This window comes from Nitrospira sp. (genome assembly GCA_029194665.1).
In the GTDB taxonomy this organism is placed as follows: Bacteria; Nitrospirota; Nitrospiria; order Nitrospirales; family Nitrospiraceae; genus Nitrospira_D.
In genome coordinates, this window is record JARFXO010000001.1 from 414,833 (window position 1) to 434,988 (window position 20,156).

Genomic DNA, 20,156 nt, shown 5'->3' on the forward strand with positions numbered 1-20,156 from the left:
CAGGGAAAGGAGAATCAGATGAATCGTTCGCAGAAGTGGATGAGGAGCCTTGTAGTCCTAGTCGGGGTCGTATGGTTACTGACCGTACCGTTGAACGCGATGGCCGCTAAACTCGAATTCAAGGGACAATTCGAAATACTGAAGGACGAGACGTCGACCCATCAGCCGGGGAAGGTGAAAGTCGTCGAGTTCGCAGACTTCTACTGCCCTCATTGCCATCATTTCGAGGAAACCGGGGTGCCGCTCCTTCTGAAAGAATTCGGGAATAGGGTTGACATCACGATGGTCGGATTCCCCGTCATCCCCGGAAAACTTCCGACCGTATTCGATATGTATGAGCAAGCGAAGCTGATGGGGAAGGGCGATCAAATGAGGGCGATCTTGTTCCGCACGATCCACAAGGACAAAGTCGATGGTGTGTTGGATCGCTCCATACGTGCCTTGTTGATCAAAGAGGCCGGCTTGGACGTCGCGGCGTTCGAAGCAGGTCTGGAGAGTGGAAAGCCTGCCAGGCTGTTTGAAGAAGGGCGTCGTTGGGGAGAGCGGATCAAGGTGTCGTCGACGCCCTCGCTCTTGCTGGATGGGAATATCAAAGTCGACGGCGTCAATATGAACCAAGAAAATGTCGTCACCATCATTCGGAGCATCCTTGAGGCCGATGCAAAGAGGTGACGGGTGAGGAGTTAGGATGCAGGAGGCGAGAACGAATGGGGTCATACAACGACTTCTTGAACACGAGTCCGCTTTCAGGCAATTTGTCCGCCGTCGAGTCGGTGATGAAGCTATCGTGGACGATATCCTGCAACAAAGCCTCACCAGAGCGGTCGAGCGTTCCCACTCGTTGAATAATGAGCAGAGCGTTCTTGCCTGGTTTTATCGAATCCTCCGGCACGCGGTGGCCGATTACTATCGCTCTCACGGAGCCGAGGCTCGTCGGAATGAGGCTTTCCAACGTGAATTGACCATTTCGAGCAGTCATCTGGAGCCGTCACTGAATGAGCTACAAGCCACCGCTTGCACCTGCCTTCACGGGCTTCTGCCGAACCTCCATCGAAACTATGCCGAACTCATCAAACGCATCGATCTCAATGGCGAATCACCGACACAGGTCGCGAAGGAGCTCAAGATCTCGCGGAACAATCTGACGGTTCGCTTGCATAGAGCTCGTCAGTCCTTACGCGCTTCTTTGGAAGAGGCTTGCGGTATTTGCAGCACACATGGTTGTTTGAACTGTACCTGCGGCTGACTGTCCCGCCTGTTTCTGCCCTATTCCTGATCTATTTCATTGTGTCCAACAGCTCGCTGTAATATTTGGCGGCCCGGTCCGTCCTTAAGGGTGAAGGCGACATTGAGTAAGCAGACCGGATAAGATGAAAGGAGGCGGACCATGGCCGATCGATCGATAGGCGGTTGTTGCGGGAGTCACCATCTAGGAGTGAACGATATGAGCGAACAGAGACCGATGATCCACACCCCATCGCGCGCGGGATCGGACATCGACCCGGTATGCGGAATGACGGTGGACCCAACCACTGCGGCAGGGCATTTCGACTACCGAGGCAAGACGTACCATTTCTGTTCGGTGTCCTGTCTCGCCAGATTCAAAGCCGATCCAGAACGGTTCGTGAAGCCGACGCCGGCCGATCTCATTTCACTGAGCAAGAAGAGGCCATTGCCGATGATGCCGGCTCAGCCGGAGCCGATAATCGATGAAATCGACCCTGTGTGCGGGATGACGATACAACCAGACGCGGCGGCAGGTTCGTATGAGTATCGCGGGAAGAAATACTATTTCTGTGCCGCCAGGTGTCTCGATAAGTTCCGAGTCGATCCCGAGTACTACCTCACTCCGCCGGAACGGCGTCCTCCTCAACCAGCACCTATCTCAGGCAGCGGAACCGTCAAGTATGTCTGCCCGATGGACCCTGAGGTGCTCGAGAACGAACCCGGGGCTTGTCCTGTCTGTGGCATGGCATTGGAGCCGGCCGATGTAACCGCTCCTGATACCCGCACCGAGTATACCTGTCCGATGCACCCGGAGATTGTGCAAACCCAGCCTGGAAATTGCCCGATTTGCGGCATGGCATTGGAGCCGCGCACGGTGACGGTGGAGGAAGCCAATCCGGAGCTGGTCGATATGACCCGCCGGTTTTGGCAGAGCGTCATTCTTGGCGCTCCGATTTTTGCCCTGATGATTTCCGAGATGTTGCCAAACCAGCCGTTACAGCATCTTTTTTCTGGTCGAGTCTTGGTGTGGTTCCAGTTTGTCCTTGCGACACCGGTTGTATTCTGGGCCGGTTGGCCGCTGTTTGAACGGGCCTGGTCTTCCATCGTCAACCGTCATCTGAATATGTTTACCTTAATCGGTCTGGGCACCGGCGCTGCCTACCTCTACAGCGTTGCCGCCACGCTCGCACCTGGTATGTTCCCCGATTCATTCCGTGTCCACGGTGGCGAGCTGGGCGTTTACTTTGAACCGGCAGTGGCCATCATCGCCCTTGTCCTATTGGGACAGGTGCTGGAGCTTCGGGCACGGAGCAGAACGAGTAGTGCGTTGAGAGCGCTGTTGGGGCTGGCACCGAAAACAGCCCGCGTTGTCCGCGACGGCGGGCGAGAAGAAGATATTCCCTTGGAACGGGTTCAGGTAGGCGATCAGTTGCGCGTACGACCGGGCGAGAAGATTCCTGTCGATGGAGTGTTGTTGGAAGGCGCGAGCGCTGTCGACGAATCGATGGTAACCGGCGAGTCGATCCCGGTGGAGAAGCAGCCGGGCCAGAAAGTGGTAGGGGCCACCGTCAATGGAACGGGGAGCTTTGTCATGCGGGCTGAGCGAGTCGGCCGCGAGACACTGCTGGCGCAAATCGTGCGCATGGTCAGCGAGGCGCAGCGCACGCGCGCGCCGATTCAACGGCTGGTCGATGTCGTGGCCGCCTATTTCGTGCCGATTGTCATCTTGGTCGCCGCCATCACTTTTGCGGTGTGGGCTCTGTACGGCCCGGAACCTCGGATGGCCTATGCTCTCTTGAATGCCGTGGCGGTGTTGATCATCGCCTGCCCCTGTGCTTTGGGGCTCGCGACACCAATGTCGATCATGGTCGGAACTGGTCGTGGCGCGACAGCAGGGGTGCTGATCCGCAATGCCGAAGCGCTCGAGACCTTGGCCAAGGTTGATGTTCTGGTGGTCGATAAGACAGGGACATTGACGGAGGGCAAGCCGCGTTTAATCACGGTGGGCCCTCTGCCGGACTTTAGTGAGGCGGAGCTGCTCCGGCTTACCGCCGGCCTGGAACAGAACAGCGAGCATCCGTTGGCGTCGGCCATTGTATCCGGCGCCCGAGACAAGGGGATTCTGCTATCGAAGGTAGAGGACTTTCGTTCTCTCACGGGAAAGGGAATCACCGGGATGATCGAAGGTCGTGCAGTGGCTGTCGGTACTGTGCGGCTTCTTAATGAACTGGGTATCGAGACGAAACCGCTCCTGGCCCAGGCCGAACCACTCAGGCAAGAGGGCCAGACAGTCATGTTCGCGGCGATCGACGGCAAGCCGGCGGGGCTGCTGGGGGTGGCGGATCCAGTGAAGGCCACCACGCCGGAAGCCATCGATTTGTTGCACCGTGAAGGTCTGCGTCTTGTGATGTTGACCGGAGACAACCGGACGACCGCCGAGGCCGTGGCGCACCGGCTCCAAATCGACGAAGTGCAGGCCGACGTCCTACCCGAGCAAAAGGCGGCGGTCATCAAGCGGTTCCAGGCCGAAGGGCACGTCGTGGCCATGGCCGGAGACGGCATCAACGATGCACCGGCCTTGGCGCAGGCGCAGGTGGGGATTGCGATGGGGACGGGGACCGATGTGGCGATGGAAAGCGCTGGCGTCACGCTCGTGAAGGGCGATCTTCGAGCCATCGCACGTGCGCGGCGACTGAGTCACGCCACGATGCGCAATATTCGCCAGAATCTGTTCTTCGCCTTCATTTACAATACGCTGGGCGTGCCGATCGCGGCCGGAGTCCTCTATCCGTTCGTCGGGGTCCTTTTGAGCCCCATGATCGCGAGCGCAGCGATGACGTTCAGTTCTGTGTCGGTCATCGCGAACGCACTTCGGTTGCGGAAGATAGCTCTGTAACGTTTCATGAGGTAGTTCAGGAACGGCATCTGCCGAGTTCCTATGTATGAGAGAAATGCCGTTGACGGTTAAGTTGACGGGAGCATAGACTTACCCCTATGCGATTAAGGTCGTATTGTTCCCGATCCGTTCTTGCTGTGACCATCGTGGTGCTCCTGCTGGCGTTCAGTTTCAATGCATACGCCTGTCTCCTGCCGCTCTCGGGGACCAGTGATGACTCAATGGCAAACGGCTGTACCACCCCCGTGGAGCAGCCCGTTCGGCAGTTGTGCGATGCTTTCAAAACTCTCGGCGTTGAGTCTTCCCCTCAGGCGTCTTCGTTGCACACGGACCATCACTGGTCAGCGGCTGGCCAGGCGCCGGCTGCAATTTTATCCTCGAGTTGCAGGCTCGTACGAATTTCCAGTCCCTATCACTCTCTCGAATCGAGTTCTCCTCCGCATCAGTCTCTTTCCAGCACAGTGCTTCGTATCTGATCTCTCCGGTTCTTCCTTACACCGTTTCAGCATCGTGTGATCTGCCCGGCGCTGGATCTCGGTTCATCCCGCCGCTTCTCCTGTAGCAGGACGCGGTCCGAGATCCGTGACAGTTGTGGGCAGGAAAGCTCTTGAGGAGGACCATCCCATGACTCATTCAAGTCGATTTTTGCTGCCGGCGATAACGGTCTTGATCATGACCTTCGCGATGGATGGACGCCAGGCTGTTCATGCCGCCGATCAGACTGCACAATCGTCTTTGGCGTTACCAGATCTGATCCAGGAAGCTTTGGCCAGAAATCCTGAACTTGTGGCCGGACGCAAGCAATGGGAGGCCGCCACGAATCGAATCGCCCAGGCTCGGTCTCTGGATGACCCCACTCTGTCCGTCCACTTGTGGAATTTTCCGCAGAACTTCAATGTCATGCAGACGCAGAACAGTATCTTTGGTCTCTCGCAGAATCTCCCCTTCCCGGGCAAGCTGGCTCTGAAAAGCGAAATCGCGAGCCGGTCGGCCGAGATGACCGAGCAGGTGGTGCGTGCGAAGGAACGAGAATTGATCGCCCGTCTCAAGCAGACCTACTATGAACTGTTTCTCGCGCACAAGACGATCCAGATTCATCATGAACAGGCCGAATTGCTCAGGCAGTTCATCGAGATTGCGAACGCGAAGTTCCGGACTGGAAAAGGATCACAGGCTGATGTGCTCAAGGCCCAGGTCGAGCTGTCTGTGTTGCACCAGCAACTTCCCGTTCTGGAACAGAGTCGGGAGACTGCCGCAGCGCTGCTGAATACGATTCTGGACCGAGACCCTCGATCACCATTCGGCATTCCTCAGGAGCCGTCTCTGATCCCGCTCGACACCACCATCACCGATCTGCATCGCCTTGCCCTGAATGCCAGACCGGAGTTGAAAGCCGCAGAACTGGCGGTCCGACAGGGTGAACAGTCGCGCGCGCTCGCTCAACGTCAGTACTACCCTGACTTCAACGTGATGTTTCAGCGTTTCCAAAACTTTCAGGCCAACGACGGATTCGGAGCCTACGTGGCGATGACCGTCCCCTTCGCGTTTTGGACCAAACCGAAGTATGACGCCGGCGTCCAAGAAGCCGCGGCATCGGTCGCAGCCGCGCGGGCACAACAACACCAGCTGGAAAATCTGACTCGTTTTCAGGTCAACGACCTCTTGGCCAAGGTCCGGGCGAGTGAGCAGGTGGCCAGGTTGTATCACACCACGATTCTGCCTCAGGCCGTACAGAACCTTGAATCGGCGCGAGCGGGGTATCGCACGGGAACGGGAGGGTTCCTGGATCTTATCGATACCCAGCGGGCCTGGCGAGGATATCAAGAGGAGTACTATCGAGCGCTGGTCGAGCGGCAGCGTCGTCTCGCGGAACTTGAACAGGTGATTGGAACTGACCTGAATGGCAGCTAAGAAGGGAGGAATGGCCATGAATCAGGACCTGCGCAGAAAAGGTCTTGTTGTCGGTGTCGCGGCAGCCGGCCTGTTCGTCGGGGCCATCGCCGGGTTCTTCGGCGCTCATCGAGTGATGAGTGACATGTCGGAGACAAAGAACAGTGAAGGAGTGCAGGGCCATGAGATGGAAGGTATGGATGGCATGAAAGGGATGGCGGGCATGGGCGACATGAAGGGGATGTCGATGGAAGGCGCGAAATCCGTGAGAGACAAGGAACCAATACCTGGCACGTCAGCCGCTGCACCTGGGGCTGTGGTTGTTCCGGCTGTGATGAGCCAGTTGATCGGCGTCCGTAGCGCTCCGGTTGCCCTCGCAACGCTGGCTGAAGAGATTCGTACGGTCGGCACGGTCGGTTACGACGAGCGGAGCTTCGCGCAAGTCACGCTGAAAATCTCCGGGTGGGTTCGAAAGGTCTTCGTCAATTCGATTGGGCGGTCGGTTCGCAAGAGTGACCCACTCTTCACTGTCTACTCGCCGGATCTCTTGGCCACGCAAGACGAGTATCTCCTCGCTCTGAAAATGCGTGCGCAACTGGCCGAGAGCCCACTCGAGGAAGTGAAGACCAACGCCGATGCGCTTGTGGCGAGCGCGCGAGAGCGCTTGCGACTCTGGGATGTGACCGATGCGCAGATCGAGGCTCTTGATCATCGAGGCCAGGCCGACCCGGTGCTCACGGTCTACGCGCCGTCCTCAGGGATCGTAATGAAACGCGAGGCTGTACCGGGGAAATATGTGGAGCCCGGCACGATTCTGTACGAGATTGCGGATCTTTCCATGGTCTGGATCTCCGCCGATATTTATGAATCAGAAATGGCGGCCACGAAAGTCGGTCAGCCGGCAACGGTGACCTTTGCTGCCTATCCAGGAGAAACGTTTCTGGGCAAGGTGGCCCATGTGTACCCAACCGTGAATACCGAAACTCGTACAGTGCGGGTGCGGCTGGAATTTCAGAATCCTGGGTTGAAATTGAAGCCGGGCCTGTACGGGAACGTGACCTTGCAGACGAATGCGGTCAGGACCTTAGTCGTGCCAAAGGAAGCCGTGTTGGACACGGGGCTTCGCCAACTCGTATTCCTGGATCGGGGGCAAGGCCGGTATGAGCCGGTGTCAGTCAAGCTGGGGCGCCGGAGTCAGGATTCAGTGGAAGTCAGAGAAGGACTCAAAGAAGGAGAGCGGATCGTCACCTCGGCCAATTTCCTGTTGGATGCGGAGAGCAAATTGACGTCGGCTTCCAGCATGCAAGTCATGATGGGTCGGATCGGCATGGGCGATTGGCAGATGCGCGGCGCACGCGAAGAGAGAATGAAAAACAGTACAGATACAGATATGGAGAGCATGGAAGACATGCCAAAGATGAAATGATCGCGCGACTCATTGAAGGGAGTGCCCGTAATCCAGTCCTCGTCATTCTCTGTGTATTACTGTTGACAGGTTGGGGCCTGTGGGCCTTGTTTCAAGTTCCACTGGATGCCATTCCGGACCTCTCGGATGTTCAGGTGATCGTCTACACCGAATGGCAAGGGCGCAGCCCGACGCTCATTGAAGACCAGATTACCTACCCGGTTGTAACCTCACTGCTTGCTGGACCTAAGGTCAAACGGGTCCGAGGTGTGTCGGAATACGGTGTCTCCTATGTCTATGTGATTTTCGATGACCGGACCGATCTCTACTGGGCAAGAAGTCGCGTTCTCGAATATCTCCAGAAGCTCACCGGCAAGTTGCCTGTCGGTGTTACACCGACTCTCGGGCCTGATGCAACCGGAGTCGGGTGGGTCTATCAATATGCCTTGATAGATGAGTCCGGGACGCACGATCTGGCGCAGCTCCGGAGCCTTCAGGACTGGTACCTGCGGTACCAACTGGAGAGTGTGCCCGGCGTTGCAGAGGTGTCGGCGATCGGCGGCTTCGTCAAACAATACCAAATCGAAGTGGACCCCAACACGTTAGCCGCTTATCGACTGCCCATTCAGAGGGTTATCGAAGCCGTCCGCAACAGTAACGCGGAGGTGAGTGGCCGGGTGTTGGAAATGGCCGGCACAGAATACGTGATCCGAGGGAGAGGCTATCTGCGGTCGGTCGACGAGATCGAGCTGATTCCCGTCGGCACGGATGGACGAGGCACGCCGATTCTCGTGCGAGACATCGGGCATGTCCATCTGGGGCCGGATCAGCGTCGAGGCATAGCCGAATTGGACGGCAAGGGCCAGACCGTCGGCGGGATCGTGATCATGCGGGCCGGAGAGAACGCGCTCGCCGTGATCGAGCGGATCAAGGAGCGGCTGCAAGAAATCGCCCCTGGTTTGCCTGGCGGCGTGAGCATAGTTCCTACCTACGATCGGTCCGATCTCATTCATCGGGCCATTACGATTCTGCGCGAGAAACTCGTGGAAGAAAGTGTGATCGTCAGCTTGATCGCGGTGGTCTTTCTGTTTCACGTTCGTAGCGCATGCGTGGCCATCCTGATCCTCCCGATCGCGGTATTGCTCGCTTTTATCCCGATGGCCTACTTGAAGATCACGTCCAACATCATGTCGCTGGGCGGGATTGCCATCGCGATCGGAGCCATGGTCGATGCTGCTATTGTGATGGTAGAGAATGCTCACAAACGGTTGGAGCAATCTCCATCACACGACCAGGTTGAAATCATCATCGCTGCCGCGAAAGAAGTCGGGCGGCCCCTGTTCTTTTCCCTTCTCGTCATCGCCGTGTCGTTTCTGCCGATCTTTGCGCTCGAATCACAAGAAGGGCGACTGTTCACGCCTCTGGCCTATACTAAAACGTTTTCGATGCTCTTTGCCGCCGCGCTCTCGGTGACTTTGGCGCCTGTGCTGATGGTGTTGTTGATTCGTGGGAAAGTTCGTCCTGAAACCAAGAATCCGCTGAACCGGTGGCTCATTGCCCTGTATCGCCCCATCCTCTTAGGCGCCCTGCGAGTCCGGTGGCTGACCCTGGGCGTTGCCGTCGCGGCAGTGGCGATCACGCTGCCGGTATTCATGCGACTCGGCGCGGAGTTCATGCCGCCCCTGAATGAAGGGACGATTCTCTACATGCCGACCACTGTTCCAGGCCTTTCGATTCCAGAAGCGACGAAAGTCTTGCAGGTCCAGGATCAGTTGCTCACGACCTTCCCGGAAGTGGAACGGGTATTCGGAAAAATGGGAAAGGCTCCGACCGCCACTGATCCAGCCTTCGTCGGCATGGCGGAGATCACCGTTACGCCCAAACCGGAGGCGCAATGGCGACCTGGCATGACCTGGGACCGGTTGCTTGATGAGATGGATGCCAAACTGCGCATCCCTGGATTTCCGAACATCTGGTGGATGCCGATCCAGACCCGCACGGAGATGGTTACAACCGGTGTCCGGAGCCCTGTCGGGATCAAGGTGCTGGGACCAGATTTGAGGACGATTGAGCGAATCGGCCTAGAGATCGAACAGGCCTTGGCGACCGTCCCCGGCACCAAAAGCGCATTCGCGGAACGGCTCAACGAAGGCTATTACTTGGATCTGATCGTCAATCGGCGTGAGGCGGCCCGCTATGGCCTGACGGTGGGTGATGTGCAAAGGGTGATCACCTCGGCCATCGGGGGGGAAACAGTGACGACGACGGTCGAGGGGCGGGAACGGTATCCGGTCAACGTTCGCTACAAGCGCGAGCTGCGCGACGATCCGGACCGGCTCAAGCGAGTGCTGATTCCCACCGCGACCGGCGCGCAGATCCCCCTCGGACAAATCGCGGAGATGGTGATTACGCAGGGGCCGCCGTCGATCGCGGATGAAGCGGGGGCACTGGCCGGTCTGGTATCGGTGTCGGTCGGTGGCCGCGATTTACGTGGTTATGTCCTAGACGCGCAACGCGCGGTGCGAGACAGAGTGACATTACCTTCCGGCTACCGGCTGATATGGACCGGTCAATACGAACATCTGGTGCGGGCGGAAGAACGGTTGAAGCTGGTAGTCCCTGCGACCCTGGCCGTGATTCTGTTGCTCCTGTATCTCAATTTCCGATCGCTCGCGAAATCGATGATCGTGCTCTTGTCCGTCCCCTTTGCTGCGATCGGAGCCGTCTGGTATCTCCATTACCTGGGCTACAACCTCAGCGTGGCTGTGTGGGTGGGGATCATCGCGCTGGCCGGCGTGGCGGCGGAGACAGGGGTGGTCATGCTGGTCTATCTCGATGAAGCGTATGAACGGCGGGTGCGCGAAGGTCGCATGGCCACGGCGCAGGACCTCCGTGAGTCCATCATGGAGGGTGCGGTTCAACGAGTACGACCCAAGATGATGACGGTGGCGGCGATCATGGGCGGCTTGCTGCCGATCATGTGGACGACCGGTACCGGCGCCGACGTGATGAAGCGGATTGCCGCCCCCATGATCGGCGGCATGGTCAGCTCGACGGTGCTCACATTGATCGTCGTTCCCGTCCTCTATTCCATGTGGCGACGTGTGCAACTCAGTTCCACGATGTCGAGTCCTGTCGCCTAGGAGTTTGTCGCGTAGTAGTGATCAAACATGGTATGAAGAAGAGGCCGGGCGCTTTGTGAAGGAAGCGGAAGTCACCATCGCTGCGGCAGTGACCGTGGGAATGGAAGCGTTCAAGAAGGAAAGCCTGGAGAGGGAAAATAAGGGAGATACGCATGTCTGAAGCGAAGATCAGCGTCACGTTTGAACAGGACCACGATCGGCTGGACAAGCTGTTCCAGACTTTCCAGGAACAGAAGCGAAAGGATTTCGCCAAGGCCAAGGAGGCGTTCGTCGCGTTCAAGTTCGGGCTGCAGCGTCATATCGTGTGGGAGGAAGATCTGTTGTTCCCAAAATGGGAGGAGAACTCCGGCATGGCGGAAGGGGGCCCTACGCAGGTCATGCGTACAGAGCATCGATTGATCGGCGACTGTCTGGAGGCCATTCATCGCAAGGTGCAGGAGCAGAGTCCCGAGAGCGATCGAGAGGAGCAGCGGTTGTTGGAACTGCTGAAATCACACAACATGAAGGAAGAGCGGATTCTCTATCCCTCGATGGATCAAGTGATCAGTGACGACGAGCGCGCAGCGATCTATCAAGCGATGAAGGAGATTCCCGAAGAACGGTACCAGGCTAGCTGTGGAAGCGAATAATCGTGAGCCGCGCGCGGCGTCTGACCCACGCGTCAGGGCTTGGGTATGTCCGGCCGGGGATCTGGAATAAAACCTCGACTGTTCGGCATGGAGATGCCGGGCAGTGAATGGGCATCGAGCACGGTCTCCTCTGCAATAATGCCGTTCTGGTAGAGCAACCAAGCCACGACCGAGTAGATTTCGTCCGGCGAGAGGCTTTGCGGAGCGGGAAACGGCATGGCGCGATGCACGTAATCATACAGCGTGGTTGCATAGGGCCAGTAACTGCCGATGGTTTTGATCGGGTGTTGACTCGCCAACGTGCCGACGCCGCCGACCAGACGGTCCATCGGGCCTTCCTGCCCCGTCGGTCCATGACAAGTCGCGCAACGTGCGGCAAAGATGGCCGCCCCTTGTTTGACGGTCCCTTGGCCGGCAGGCAATCCCTCGCCCGTCGGCGCCACATCGATGTTCCATGCCTGGATTTCCTGATCTGTGGCGGGCCGTCCCAATCCATAGCCGTGCGTTCGTTCCGGTCTGTCCGCCTGGCCGCCGGCCCATAAGATTCCTGCGCCCAGGATGACGGTGAGTCCCGTCGTAAGAATGTTACGCATGGACATTGCTCACCTGCCCATCCGCTGCAATGTGCCAGCTTTGGATCGCATTGTAGTGGTAGACCGAGTTCACCCCACGTATCGCCACCAAGGTCGCGCGGTCCGGTTGTCGATATCCTGTGTCGTCCAGGCAGCGGCTCTGCAAAATTACATCCTCTCCGTTCCACCGCCATGGCAAGCGAAACCTGGTATGGCACTTGGGCAGGATCGGCTCTTGTAAGGTCGCCTGTTGCCAGGATCGTCCTCCGTCCGTGCTCACCTCAACCAGCGCGATGCGGCCTCTCCCGCTCCATGCCAGCCCGCGGATCTCCTGAAATCCAGGCTGGATCCGTTGTCCGCCCGACGGAGACGTAATGACGGATTTGGCGTCCATGACCATGGTGAATTGGCGGGCCGTGCCGTCCGGCAGCAGATCCGTATATTGCGACGTTTCTTCGCGGGTCATGAAGGGCGCCCTGCCGAACTTCAGCCGTCGCAACCACTTGATGCAGGTGTTGCCTTCCCAGCCGGGGATGAACAGGCGGAGCGGATAGCCCTGTTCCGGGCGAAGCGGTTCGCCATTTTGGGCATAGCAGAGCATCGCCTCCTCCAGGATGGACGCCAGTGGAAGGCTGCGCGTCATGGCAGCCGCATCGCTGCCTTCGGCCAACATCCAGGATGCGTCGGGATGTACTCCCACTTCTTGCAGGACGGTCTTCAAGGCCACGCCGGTCCATTCGTTCGTGCTCGTCAGACCGTGGGTTTGCTGCGCGGTCTGCCCGGCTGGTTTGTGCCATTCCGGCGCCGAATTGCCAGAACATTCGACGAAGGCCAACCGCGAAACGGAAGGAAACCGTTTCAAATCGTCCATGGTAAAGGTCCAGGGCTGGTCCACCATGCCGTGAATGAGGAGGCGGTGCTGTGCCGCTTGAATGGTCGGCACGCCGTTGTGATGCCGCTCGAAGTGCAAGGAGGAAGGGGTCAGGATCCCGTGCGAGTCTTGCAGAGGTGTCAGCGACGACCACCAGGAACGTGGGACACGGACGGATTTTTCAAAGGCTGATCGTTGCCCATAGGCAGTTGGCGCCGTGCCTGGTACCCGCGTGGGATCTCCCGACGCACCCTCAGTGGTCGCTTCGGCGGATGGCTTCATCGATCCGATGAGCATCGCGCCCACTAAGCCGGCCGTTCCGGCCAGAAGGCTCCGTCGATCCAGAAGGGATTCGCCCTCGACAGCGGGCCGTCCGCCTTCCTCAGCTGGTGCATCCTCCTGATCGTGCATGGAAAGCTCCTCCAGTATCAGGCGGTCACAGGGTCATGAGAGTCACCCTGTTCCGAACAAAGAGTATTGCCACTCACTATAAAAAATTGCCTGACGTGGTTTCAACGGCAAAGTCGAAGGGTATGCATTGCGATCTGAATAGAGAAGCAACCTCTGACAATCACAAGAGACTCCTTGATGCCGGAATGACGAACACTCCTCCGCAGACCTTGTTACAGGAGCAGCTGACCGTGTCCTACAGATACAGTCCTGGTGCTTACAGATATTGGAGCCGACTCATGCCTTGTGCATCGCGCACCGATCGGCTCCGGCTTTCTCATGTAGGACGTGCTCTCGATGCCGACCTCGATCACGGCGACATTTCAAATTGCCTCCACGGCAGTGCATATCGCAGCTACGGCTTTCCCCACAAGGCTTCCAACCGTTGAGCGCGACCGCAGCTGTACTTGTAGTACTTATACCGGAGCGGGTTCTTCTTGTAGTAATCCTGGTGATAGTCTTCAGCTGAGTAGAAGGTGGTCGCTCGGACTAGCTGCGTCACGATCGGTGCAGGAAGCCGCTTGGATTGTTCGATCTGGCGTTTGGACTCTTCTGAGAGCTGCTTTTCCTCGTCAGTCGTATAGAACACGACCGACCGATATTGATTGCCATGGTCGCAGAATTGCGCGTTTGGCATGACAGGGTCGATGTTACGCCAAAAGGCATCCAACAATTTCTGATAGGTGACCTTCGCTGGATCATACGTCACTTCGATGGACTCGGCATGGCCCGTGTGCCCATCTGAGACTTGTTCATAGGTGGGATTTGAGACCGTGCCTCCCATGTAACCGGATACGACCGCGATAACGCCATCTACTTTTTCAAACGCCTCTTCCATGCACCAGAAGCAACCTCCGGCAAAGTAGGCCTTGGCGCTAGTCGGTGCGCTCTCAACACTATTTGAAGGCCAGCCTGTGAGAAGCGTGCAAGTCATCAACCCGACTGCCATGATCGTCAAACGTTGAAGCATGGTCATATGCGTTTCCTCCCTCTCCATTGTCGTTGTAGTACGGCAGTTCTTACATCCTACTACGGCGACCCTGGAGAGAGGATGTTGGTTCAGCTCACCAGAGAAACGGTTCGGTCGAGGATGTCTCTGAAGAGTTCGCTTTTCAGACAGGAAGGTCGTCGTAGGCATCCCACCCGGTGCGGCTTCCTCGTCGTTGAGGCCCATCCATGAGCTTCATGATCAGCTCAATGGCTTCTTCCGGTGACGCAGCGGCATGGACCAATCGCTGGTCGAGTTTGCGGAAGAACGTCACGTCGGCAGGAGAGGCTTCAACGAGAATGACCGGCTTCCCCGCCTTCACCGCCAAGGCGACCTCGGACACCGTACCAGATCCGCTCAATCCACACACCACCACGACATGGCTGGTCAGGACATTGATGTTGTTCCGGCCACTGCCCATTTCCGTGATGATCGGCACATCCACATGGCGAGACACCTTATCCTTGGCCGTCGGCAAGACGCCGATGGTCAAACTACCCCCCACCCGCTTGGCTCCTTCGCAAGCCGCGTCCATGACCCCCACATCACGACCGCCGGTCAACACGACCCAGCCACGCCGTGCAATGAATTCTCCGAGGACCCGGGCATTGTCGAGATCCCTCTTTGAGGCCTTGGCCGGGCCCATTACTCCAACCACAAATCGCATTACTCCTCCTACGGTCCGTTTCCTCTCCTTCTAAAACCGGGAGGCCGTGAGAGTCACCTCCGCATGTTCCCATGCCTGTTGCCATTGCTTCTCCACGTCGTTCGCTTCACGGCTTTTCCGCTGGGCACGAAGGCTCTGCATGAGTCCAAACTGGGCCCAGCCGTTGCGTGGATTCTTCGCCAGGTCCGCTCGGTAGACCGCTTCGGCCTTGCCGGGTTTGCCGGCCTTCAGCAAGGCGGCGCCGAGAAAGTGGCGAATCGGAATCGGCCAGAATGGAGGTTCGTTGTACGGGAGTTCCTCCTCCAGCTTGACGGCATCAGTGAACGACGCGATGCCCTCGTCGTACTTATGGCGGTGCATCGCGATCTCACCGGCCAGCAGTCGCTCCGCGATCTTGAGCAGAGCCCGTTCGGTTTTCTCCTCCCGAGTCCGATCCGGGCCGAAGCGTTTGGCGATACCTGTCAGCACCACGTGCTCACCCTCAGCGCCGGGTAAGCGACCTGAGGCCGAGAGAGCCATTCCCCTCCCCAATCGCCAGATTCCTTGTTGCAGACGCAGCGACTTGGGAGGGGGCGGTTCGCGCAGCAGTTCGTCCCACTGACCGAACCTGATCATGGACCACATAGGAGTGGGAAGGTACCATTCCTTCCATTTGTCTTTCCGCGCTTCGTCTTCGGTGATCGTTCCCGCCAGTTGACGTGCCACCTTCAAGGCCTCAGTTTTTTGTCCCTCCATCGCGAGGGAAGCCCAAAGGAAATGTAGATTGTGGGTGTAGTAACCGTCGGCATAGTCGCCGCTTAACTTTCGGCCGGCCAAATAGTGGCGATCCACATCGACGGCATGCCTATTCCGTTCAGCCGCCTCATGGTATCGACCGAGTCTCATGTAGATGTGGGCCGGCATATGGACCAAGTGGCCGGCACCAGGCATAAGCCTGGGCAATCGTTCGGCACAGGCCAGGGCTCGGTCCGGGTCCGGGGAAGCTTCCACACTATGAATGTAGTAGTGGCAGGCTCCTGGGTGATCCGGAAACCGGGCCAGAACCGACTCCAATGTAGACACCAGCTCCTCGGTGCCTGGCTTTGGCCGACCAGCCGCAGTCCAGAGATCCCACGGTCGTAGGTCCATCAAAGCTTCGGCGAACAACACGCCGGCATCGGGATCACTCGGAAACCGCCGCCAGACCACACGCATAGCATCCGCATAGGCTTTATCGAGCGCCGGTCGTGCATGTGCGTTGACATTGTATCGCTTGCCGATCGCGTCGATATAGGCCTGCTCGGCTGGGCTCGCATAGGCACGATGAGTCCGTGCCTTTTGCACAGCCTCCCATGCCCGCCGTTCTGCTACCTTATCCATCGCTGCGTTGATGTTCGGGCCCGATGCGAGTGCTACACCCCAATAGGCCATCACTGCGGAGGGATCGAGACGAGCGGCTTCCTCGAAGGCCCTGATCGCCTCTTCGTGGTTGAAGGCGTACAGGAGCCGCAAGCCTTGATCAAAGTATTGTTGAGCTTCGGCGGAGCTTGTTGTGATGGGATGGTGAAGGTTGCCGAGATCCTCAAAGAGGGGTACCCGAGTGGGCTGGCGTTCAGCTGCGGCATCCAGATCAATCGCCAACAGACCGAGCCAGGGTAGACCCCACAAAAAGAGGCAAAAGATGCTCATTGACGGTTTTTAGCAGACGTGAACCACGTCTGGCTAGAGGACGGGCGCTGGAGTTGAGGGGATCCCTGTCGCAGGTCAGTTGGATTCGCTGTTTTTTGCCTGCGAAGTGCTCAGAAGCTTTCGGAGCCGACGGTCGCCCCTGACCGGATCGGGCACAGCTTACAAATTGAGCGACGAGCGTTCACTTGTCTGAGGAGAAAACCGATGCTCAACTTCCTCAGGAGGATTCGACGTCTCGATTTCAGTCGGTTTCTTCCGACCGATGCGGTTTCGTTTGACGGTGGCGGCCGCGGTGCCGGTTGTGGTCGTCGAAAATGTACCGGCTTCCAGCTCTTCACCGAGATGAACGAGGACCTGTTGCTGAGAGCTGACCAGGGAGGTGAGCTCCTGAATGTGTGAAGTAAGCCGAGCAATCTCATCCTGTTGCCCGACCAGACAGGCTCGGAGTTCGGCGACCTCTTCCGACTGAACAAGAGTCGGTGCCTGGGCCGGCTTTTGTAGGATCGTGACCGTTGCTTCCGGTTGATGATTTGCTTCCTGAACCAGCTTTCCGTTCTGCTGGACGTCAGCTTGGCGGATCGCCGCGCGTTCGATTGTTCGGTCTGGTAGCGCGAGCGGTTTACGGACCCGCGAAGTAGCCTCGTCCTCATACCGCGTCACGTACGCGAAGAGCTCAACTACTTTGCGCCAGCAAACAGCTCCCGCATCGAGCAGTAGTTGGCCATAGGGAGCGGGCACCGGACGAGCTTCGTCGATCTGTTTCTGCGATGGAATTCGATGAATGAGATTGATCGGTTCTTTGTTGAATCGTGGGGCCATATGGCAGATCCTCTCCATTCGGACCTAGTGTGACGTTACCAATGTACCTACTCCTTCACGGATGGAGGAGTCAACCCTTTTGTTCCGCAAAAGTCGAAATATGTTCGGAGTCCTTAGATAAACCTAGAAGCGCGTCACGCTCGAGAAATGAAAATGCGGGAGAGCCATGGCTGGAACCAGCATCTTTCCGGTTTCCGACGTGACCGCCTCCATCGGCGCGGTCCAAGACGTAAGCTGTTGAAATGCCTGGAGCGGACTTTCATGAAACCGGAAATTTCTTATGGGTGAGACGATTTCCCCCTTCTCGACAAGGAATGTCCCATCTCGTGTCATACCGGTCAACGTGAGATCGTGGGGATTCACGGGGCGGATGTACCAGAAATTCGTCACCAGAATCGCGCGTTCCGTACTTTTGATGAGATCCTGGATCGAATGGGACGGAGGCCCTTCGACCGCCAAGGCAGGAGCCTCCAGTGTCGGAATGGTTTTCACCCCTTGAGCCTTGGCCGTAAAACGGTCGTAAGCCAGTTGTTTGAGGGTTCCATGGTCGATCCACTCTGAAGACGAGCTGGGCAATCCCTCATGGGTAAATCCCTCTCCAAGCAGATCGGTATGGTCCGGAACGTTCCGGAGTGTCAGTCGTTCATCCACGATCGCTTGTCCCAGCTTGCCGGTGAAAGGGCTTGTCCCTTTCATATAAGACTTGGCATCCAGTGACCAAATCAGCCACGCCCACAGGCCGGCCACGGCAGCCGGTTCAAGGATGACAGAATAACGTCCCGACGGGAGCTCGTACGCATCACGACCTCGCTTGGATTTGGCGATGGCCGCCAAGGTCCGTTCTTGAATCCTCAAGTGATCGATCGACCGATGGGCAGCCGCGCTCCAGCCGCTGGCATCACCGGCTTGGACTGTCAGGCTGAACCTCGCATCTGCTCGAGGTTCGTAACAGAAGAGTCCGTTGTCGGCGGCAATCCCCACTGTCGTCGCCGACGACGAGACGACGCCGGCCGCCATGATGTTCTCCATCCGGCAGTGCCCGATCGCTTCATTGGCATACTCCAGACGTTTGGGCGGACCCGCCGCCATGGTTTCCGGTTTCGCCGTCTCTCGAACAGGGATCAGGCATGGATCGGGAGGTCCAAGGTATTCGGGATCAACCGGTGAGATCCGAGCAATCCGTTCGGCACGAGCCAAGGTGTCCTGAATCGCACCGGCGGTAAAATCAGTCGTGGCGGCGGTCCCATGCCGACCCCCGAAGGCGACCGTCACGGCCAGGGAGCCCCGTCTCGCATCGACATTTTGGATGACTTGATTATTGGCGAATCTCGTCGTTCCCGTATGGTGATCGCGAAGACGGACGATCGTATGGTCAGCGGATGAGCGGGTGATGACCAGCTCGCTCAGAAAACGAAACTCGTCCGAGGTGGTCAGCTTCGGCCAAGCGCCGTTCAGTACGTTCATGAGCTTCCTTCTCCTCGGATTACCTGGACCTGGCGAAATCTCGCAGGAGAGGCGGCATGGGTCATCCAACCGGATTGGCCAGGCTGGCCCTTCCCGCAGGTGATGAATCCGTACCGTTGCCGAAAAGAGCGGTCAGCCACTCCGTCGCAGCTGGTCCAGAATTCCGGCGTGATCCCATGGTAGATGACGTCCCGCAACATATGGGTTCGCCTGCCGTTTTCAATCAGCCAGAACGCGTCACCGCCGAACTGAAAGTTGTAGCGGCGTTGATCAATGCTGTAGGATCCATGGCCTTCGATATAGATGCCGCGTTTCACGTCTGCAATGAGCTGATCACGCGTCGCCTCGCCGGGCTCCAGTCCGATATTGGCAATCCGCACCATCGGAATATTCGCCCATCCGTCGGCCCGATTCGAGCCACATGAACGGGATTCGCCGATCTTTGGCGCCACTTCACGGTTCGTACAGTATCCGACGAAGATCCCGTGACGGATGATGTCCCACTTCTGACAGGCCACTCCATCATCATCGTAACCGGTTGCAGCCAGAGTTTCCGATTCGGTGTTATCGGCCACTAAGTTCACATGTCGTGAACCATAATGAAAGTTGCCACGCTTCTCCGTCGTCAAGAAACTGGTACCGGCATAGTTGGCCTCGTAGCCGAGCGCTCGATCCAGTTCGCTCGGATGGCCACAGGATTCATGGATGGTCAATGACAGATGTTCAGGATCGAGCACCAGATCATACTGGCCGGCGTCGACCGCCGATGCCTTCACTTTTTCGATCGCTTGATCGGCGACGCGTGGGGCCTCCCGCAGGAAATCTGCCTCTTCGATCAATTCATAGCCCCTCCTGAGATGGGGCGTATTGAAGCTGCGCGACGCAAATCGGCCTTCATGCAACGCGGTCGCCATACAGTCGCCTTGCCCGGCCAACAGATCGAACTCGACGTGTGTTCCCTCACTGGAAACAAACAACTTTCTGTCCCGGCGCGCCCACAGGCTGGCGCTGCTCCTCGCGATACCAGACTGCGATTGCAACACTTCCATTGTGTTGAGCAACAAGTCGGTTTTCTTCTCCAACGGCACGCTGAATGGATCGGTGCGATAGGGGGTGACAATCCGGTCATGATGGACCGGCTCTGGCGCCAAGCGCACTTTTTCAATGGCGACCGAAGCGGAACTCTTGGCAATTTCGATGGCGAGGTCCGCCACCCGGGGAACCTCTTCAAGTGACAAAACCGAACTCGCCGCGAACCCCCAGGCTCCGTGATAGAGTACGCGCACACCGAAGCCGATATCTCGAGTATCTCGAATCGAGGCGATTCGACGATCCTCACCTTGGAGGTGTTCCGTGCTACTGTCCTGAACACGGATATCGCCATACTCAGCGCCTGAAGCCGCAATGCGGTTCAGCGCAAGCTCAGCAAATTCGTCCCAAGCCGGAGTGCTCATGCCGCTTGATTCT

General features: G+C 57.8%; 16 protein-coding genes. 8 read left to right on the plus strand and 8 right to left on the minus strand.

Features of this window, described 5'->3' with window-relative positions:
- The first annotated feature begins 18 nt into the window (after positions 1-18).
- The 8 genes from P0119_01990 (at position 19) to P0119_02025 (ending at position 11,190) form a co-directional block, all read left to right on the plus strand.
- A complete protein-coding gene (locus P0119_01990; protein MDF0664825.1) occupies positions 19-672 on the plus strand; it encodes a thioredoxin domain-containing protein in 654 nt (217 codons plus the stop codon).
- Between the two features lie 16 nt (positions 673-688).
- Complete coding sequence (locus P0119_01995; GenBank protein MDF0664826.1) at positions 689-1,246, plus strand: sigma-70 family RNA polymerase sigma factor; 558 nt, start codon at positions 689-691, stop codon at positions 1,244-1,246.
- Positions 1,247-1,444: 198 nt separating this feature from the next.
- A complete protein-coding gene (locus P0119_02000) occupies positions 1,445-4,123 on the plus strand; it encodes a heavy metal translocating P-type ATPase (GenBank protein MDF0664827.1) in 2,679 nt (892 codons plus the stop codon).
- Between the two features lie 624 nt (positions 4,124-4,747).
- Entirely contained in the window at positions 4,748-6,034 is a 1,287-nt protein-coding gene (locus P0119_02005; GenBank protein MDF0664828.1) for a TolC family protein, read from the plus strand.
- A 16-nt stretch (positions 6,035-6,050) separates the two neighbouring features.
- Positions 6,051-7,439 carry an efflux RND transporter periplasmic adaptor subunit gene (locus P0119_02010; GenBank protein ID MDF0664829.1) on the plus strand — a complete coding sequence of 463 codons (1,389 nt, stop codon included), beginning with the start codon at positions 6,051-6,053 and terminating at the stop codon, positions 7,437-7,439.
- Positions 7,436-10,561: a CusA/CzcA family heavy metal efflux RND transporter gene (locus P0119_02015; GenBank protein MDF0664830.1), complete on the plus strand. Its 3,126-nt coding sequence runs from the start codon at positions 7,436-7,438 to the stop codon at positions 10,559-10,561. Before P0119_02010 ends, P0119_02015 begins: the two co-directional genes overlap by 4 nt.
- Before the next feature lie 4 nt (positions 10,562-10,565).
- Positions 10,566-10,721, plus strand: coding sequence for a hypothetical protein (locus P0119_02020; protein ID MDF0664831.1), 156 nt, complete (start codon positions 10,566-10,568; stop codon positions 10,719-10,721).
- Entirely contained in the window at positions 10,714-11,190 is a 477-nt protein-coding gene (locus P0119_02025) for a hemerythrin domain-containing protein (protein MDF0664832.1), read from the plus strand. The genes P0119_02020 and P0119_02025 overlap by 8 nt, the downstream gene beginning before the upstream one ends.
- A gap of 32 nt (positions 11,191-11,222) precedes the next feature.
- Here the strand turns inward: P0119_02025 and P0119_02030 are convergent, their stop codons facing one another.
- From P0119_02030 to P0119_02065, 8 genes are all read right to left on the minus strand, one after another.
- On the minus strand, positions 11,223-11,783 hold the full coding sequence (locus P0119_02030) for a cytochrome c (GenBank protein ID MDF0664833.1): 561 nt from the start codon (positions 11,781-11,783) through the stop codon (positions 11,223-11,225).
- Complete coding sequence (soxC, locus tag P0119_02035; GenBank protein ID MDF0664834.1) at positions 11,776-13,044, minus strand: sulfite dehydrogenase; 1,269 nt, start codon at positions 13,042-13,044, stop codon at positions 11,776-11,778. The genes P0119_02030 and soxC overlap by 8 nt, the downstream gene beginning before the upstream one ends.
- Positions 13,045-13,438: 394 nt before the next feature.
- Entirely contained in the window at positions 13,439-14,059 is a 621-nt protein-coding gene (msrA, locus tag P0119_02040; GenBank protein ID MDF0664835.1) for a peptide-methionine (S)-S-oxide reductase MsrA, read from the minus strand.
- Between the two features lie 136 nt (positions 14,060-14,195).
- Positions 14,196-14,738 carry a hypothetical protein gene (locus P0119_02045; GenBank protein ID MDF0664836.1) on the minus strand — a complete coding sequence of 181 codons (543 nt, stop codon included), beginning with the start codon at positions 14,736-14,738 and terminating at the stop codon, positions 14,196-14,198.
- 30 nt (positions 14,739-14,768) lie between these two features.
- The gene (locus P0119_02050) at positions 14,769-16,406 is read right to left on the minus strand and encodes a hypothetical protein (GenBank protein MDF0664837.1); all 1,638 of its coding nucleotides are present in this window, start codon (positions 16,404-16,406) and stop codon (positions 14,769-14,771) included.
- A 159-nt stretch (positions 16,407-16,565) separates the two neighbouring features.
- On the minus strand, positions 16,566-17,225 hold the full coding sequence (locus P0119_02055; GenBank protein ID MDF0664838.1) for a hypothetical protein: 660 nt from the start codon (positions 17,223-17,225) through the stop codon (positions 16,566-16,568).
- Positions 17,226-17,348: 123 nt separating this feature from the next.
- Positions 17,349-18,689: a TldD/PmbA family protein gene (locus P0119_02060; protein ID MDF0664839.1), complete on the minus strand. Its 1,341-nt coding sequence runs from the start codon at positions 18,687-18,689 to the stop codon at positions 17,349-17,351.
- Positions 18,686-20,143 carry a TldD/PmbA family protein gene (locus tag P0119_02065; protein MDF0664840.1) on the minus strand — a complete coding sequence of 486 codons (1,458 nt, stop codon included), beginning with the start codon at positions 20,141-20,143 and terminating at the stop codon, positions 18,686-18,688. The genes P0119_02060 and P0119_02065 overlap by 4 nt, the downstream gene beginning before the upstream one ends.
- Between the last annotated feature and the right edge of the window lie 13 nt (positions 20,144-20,156).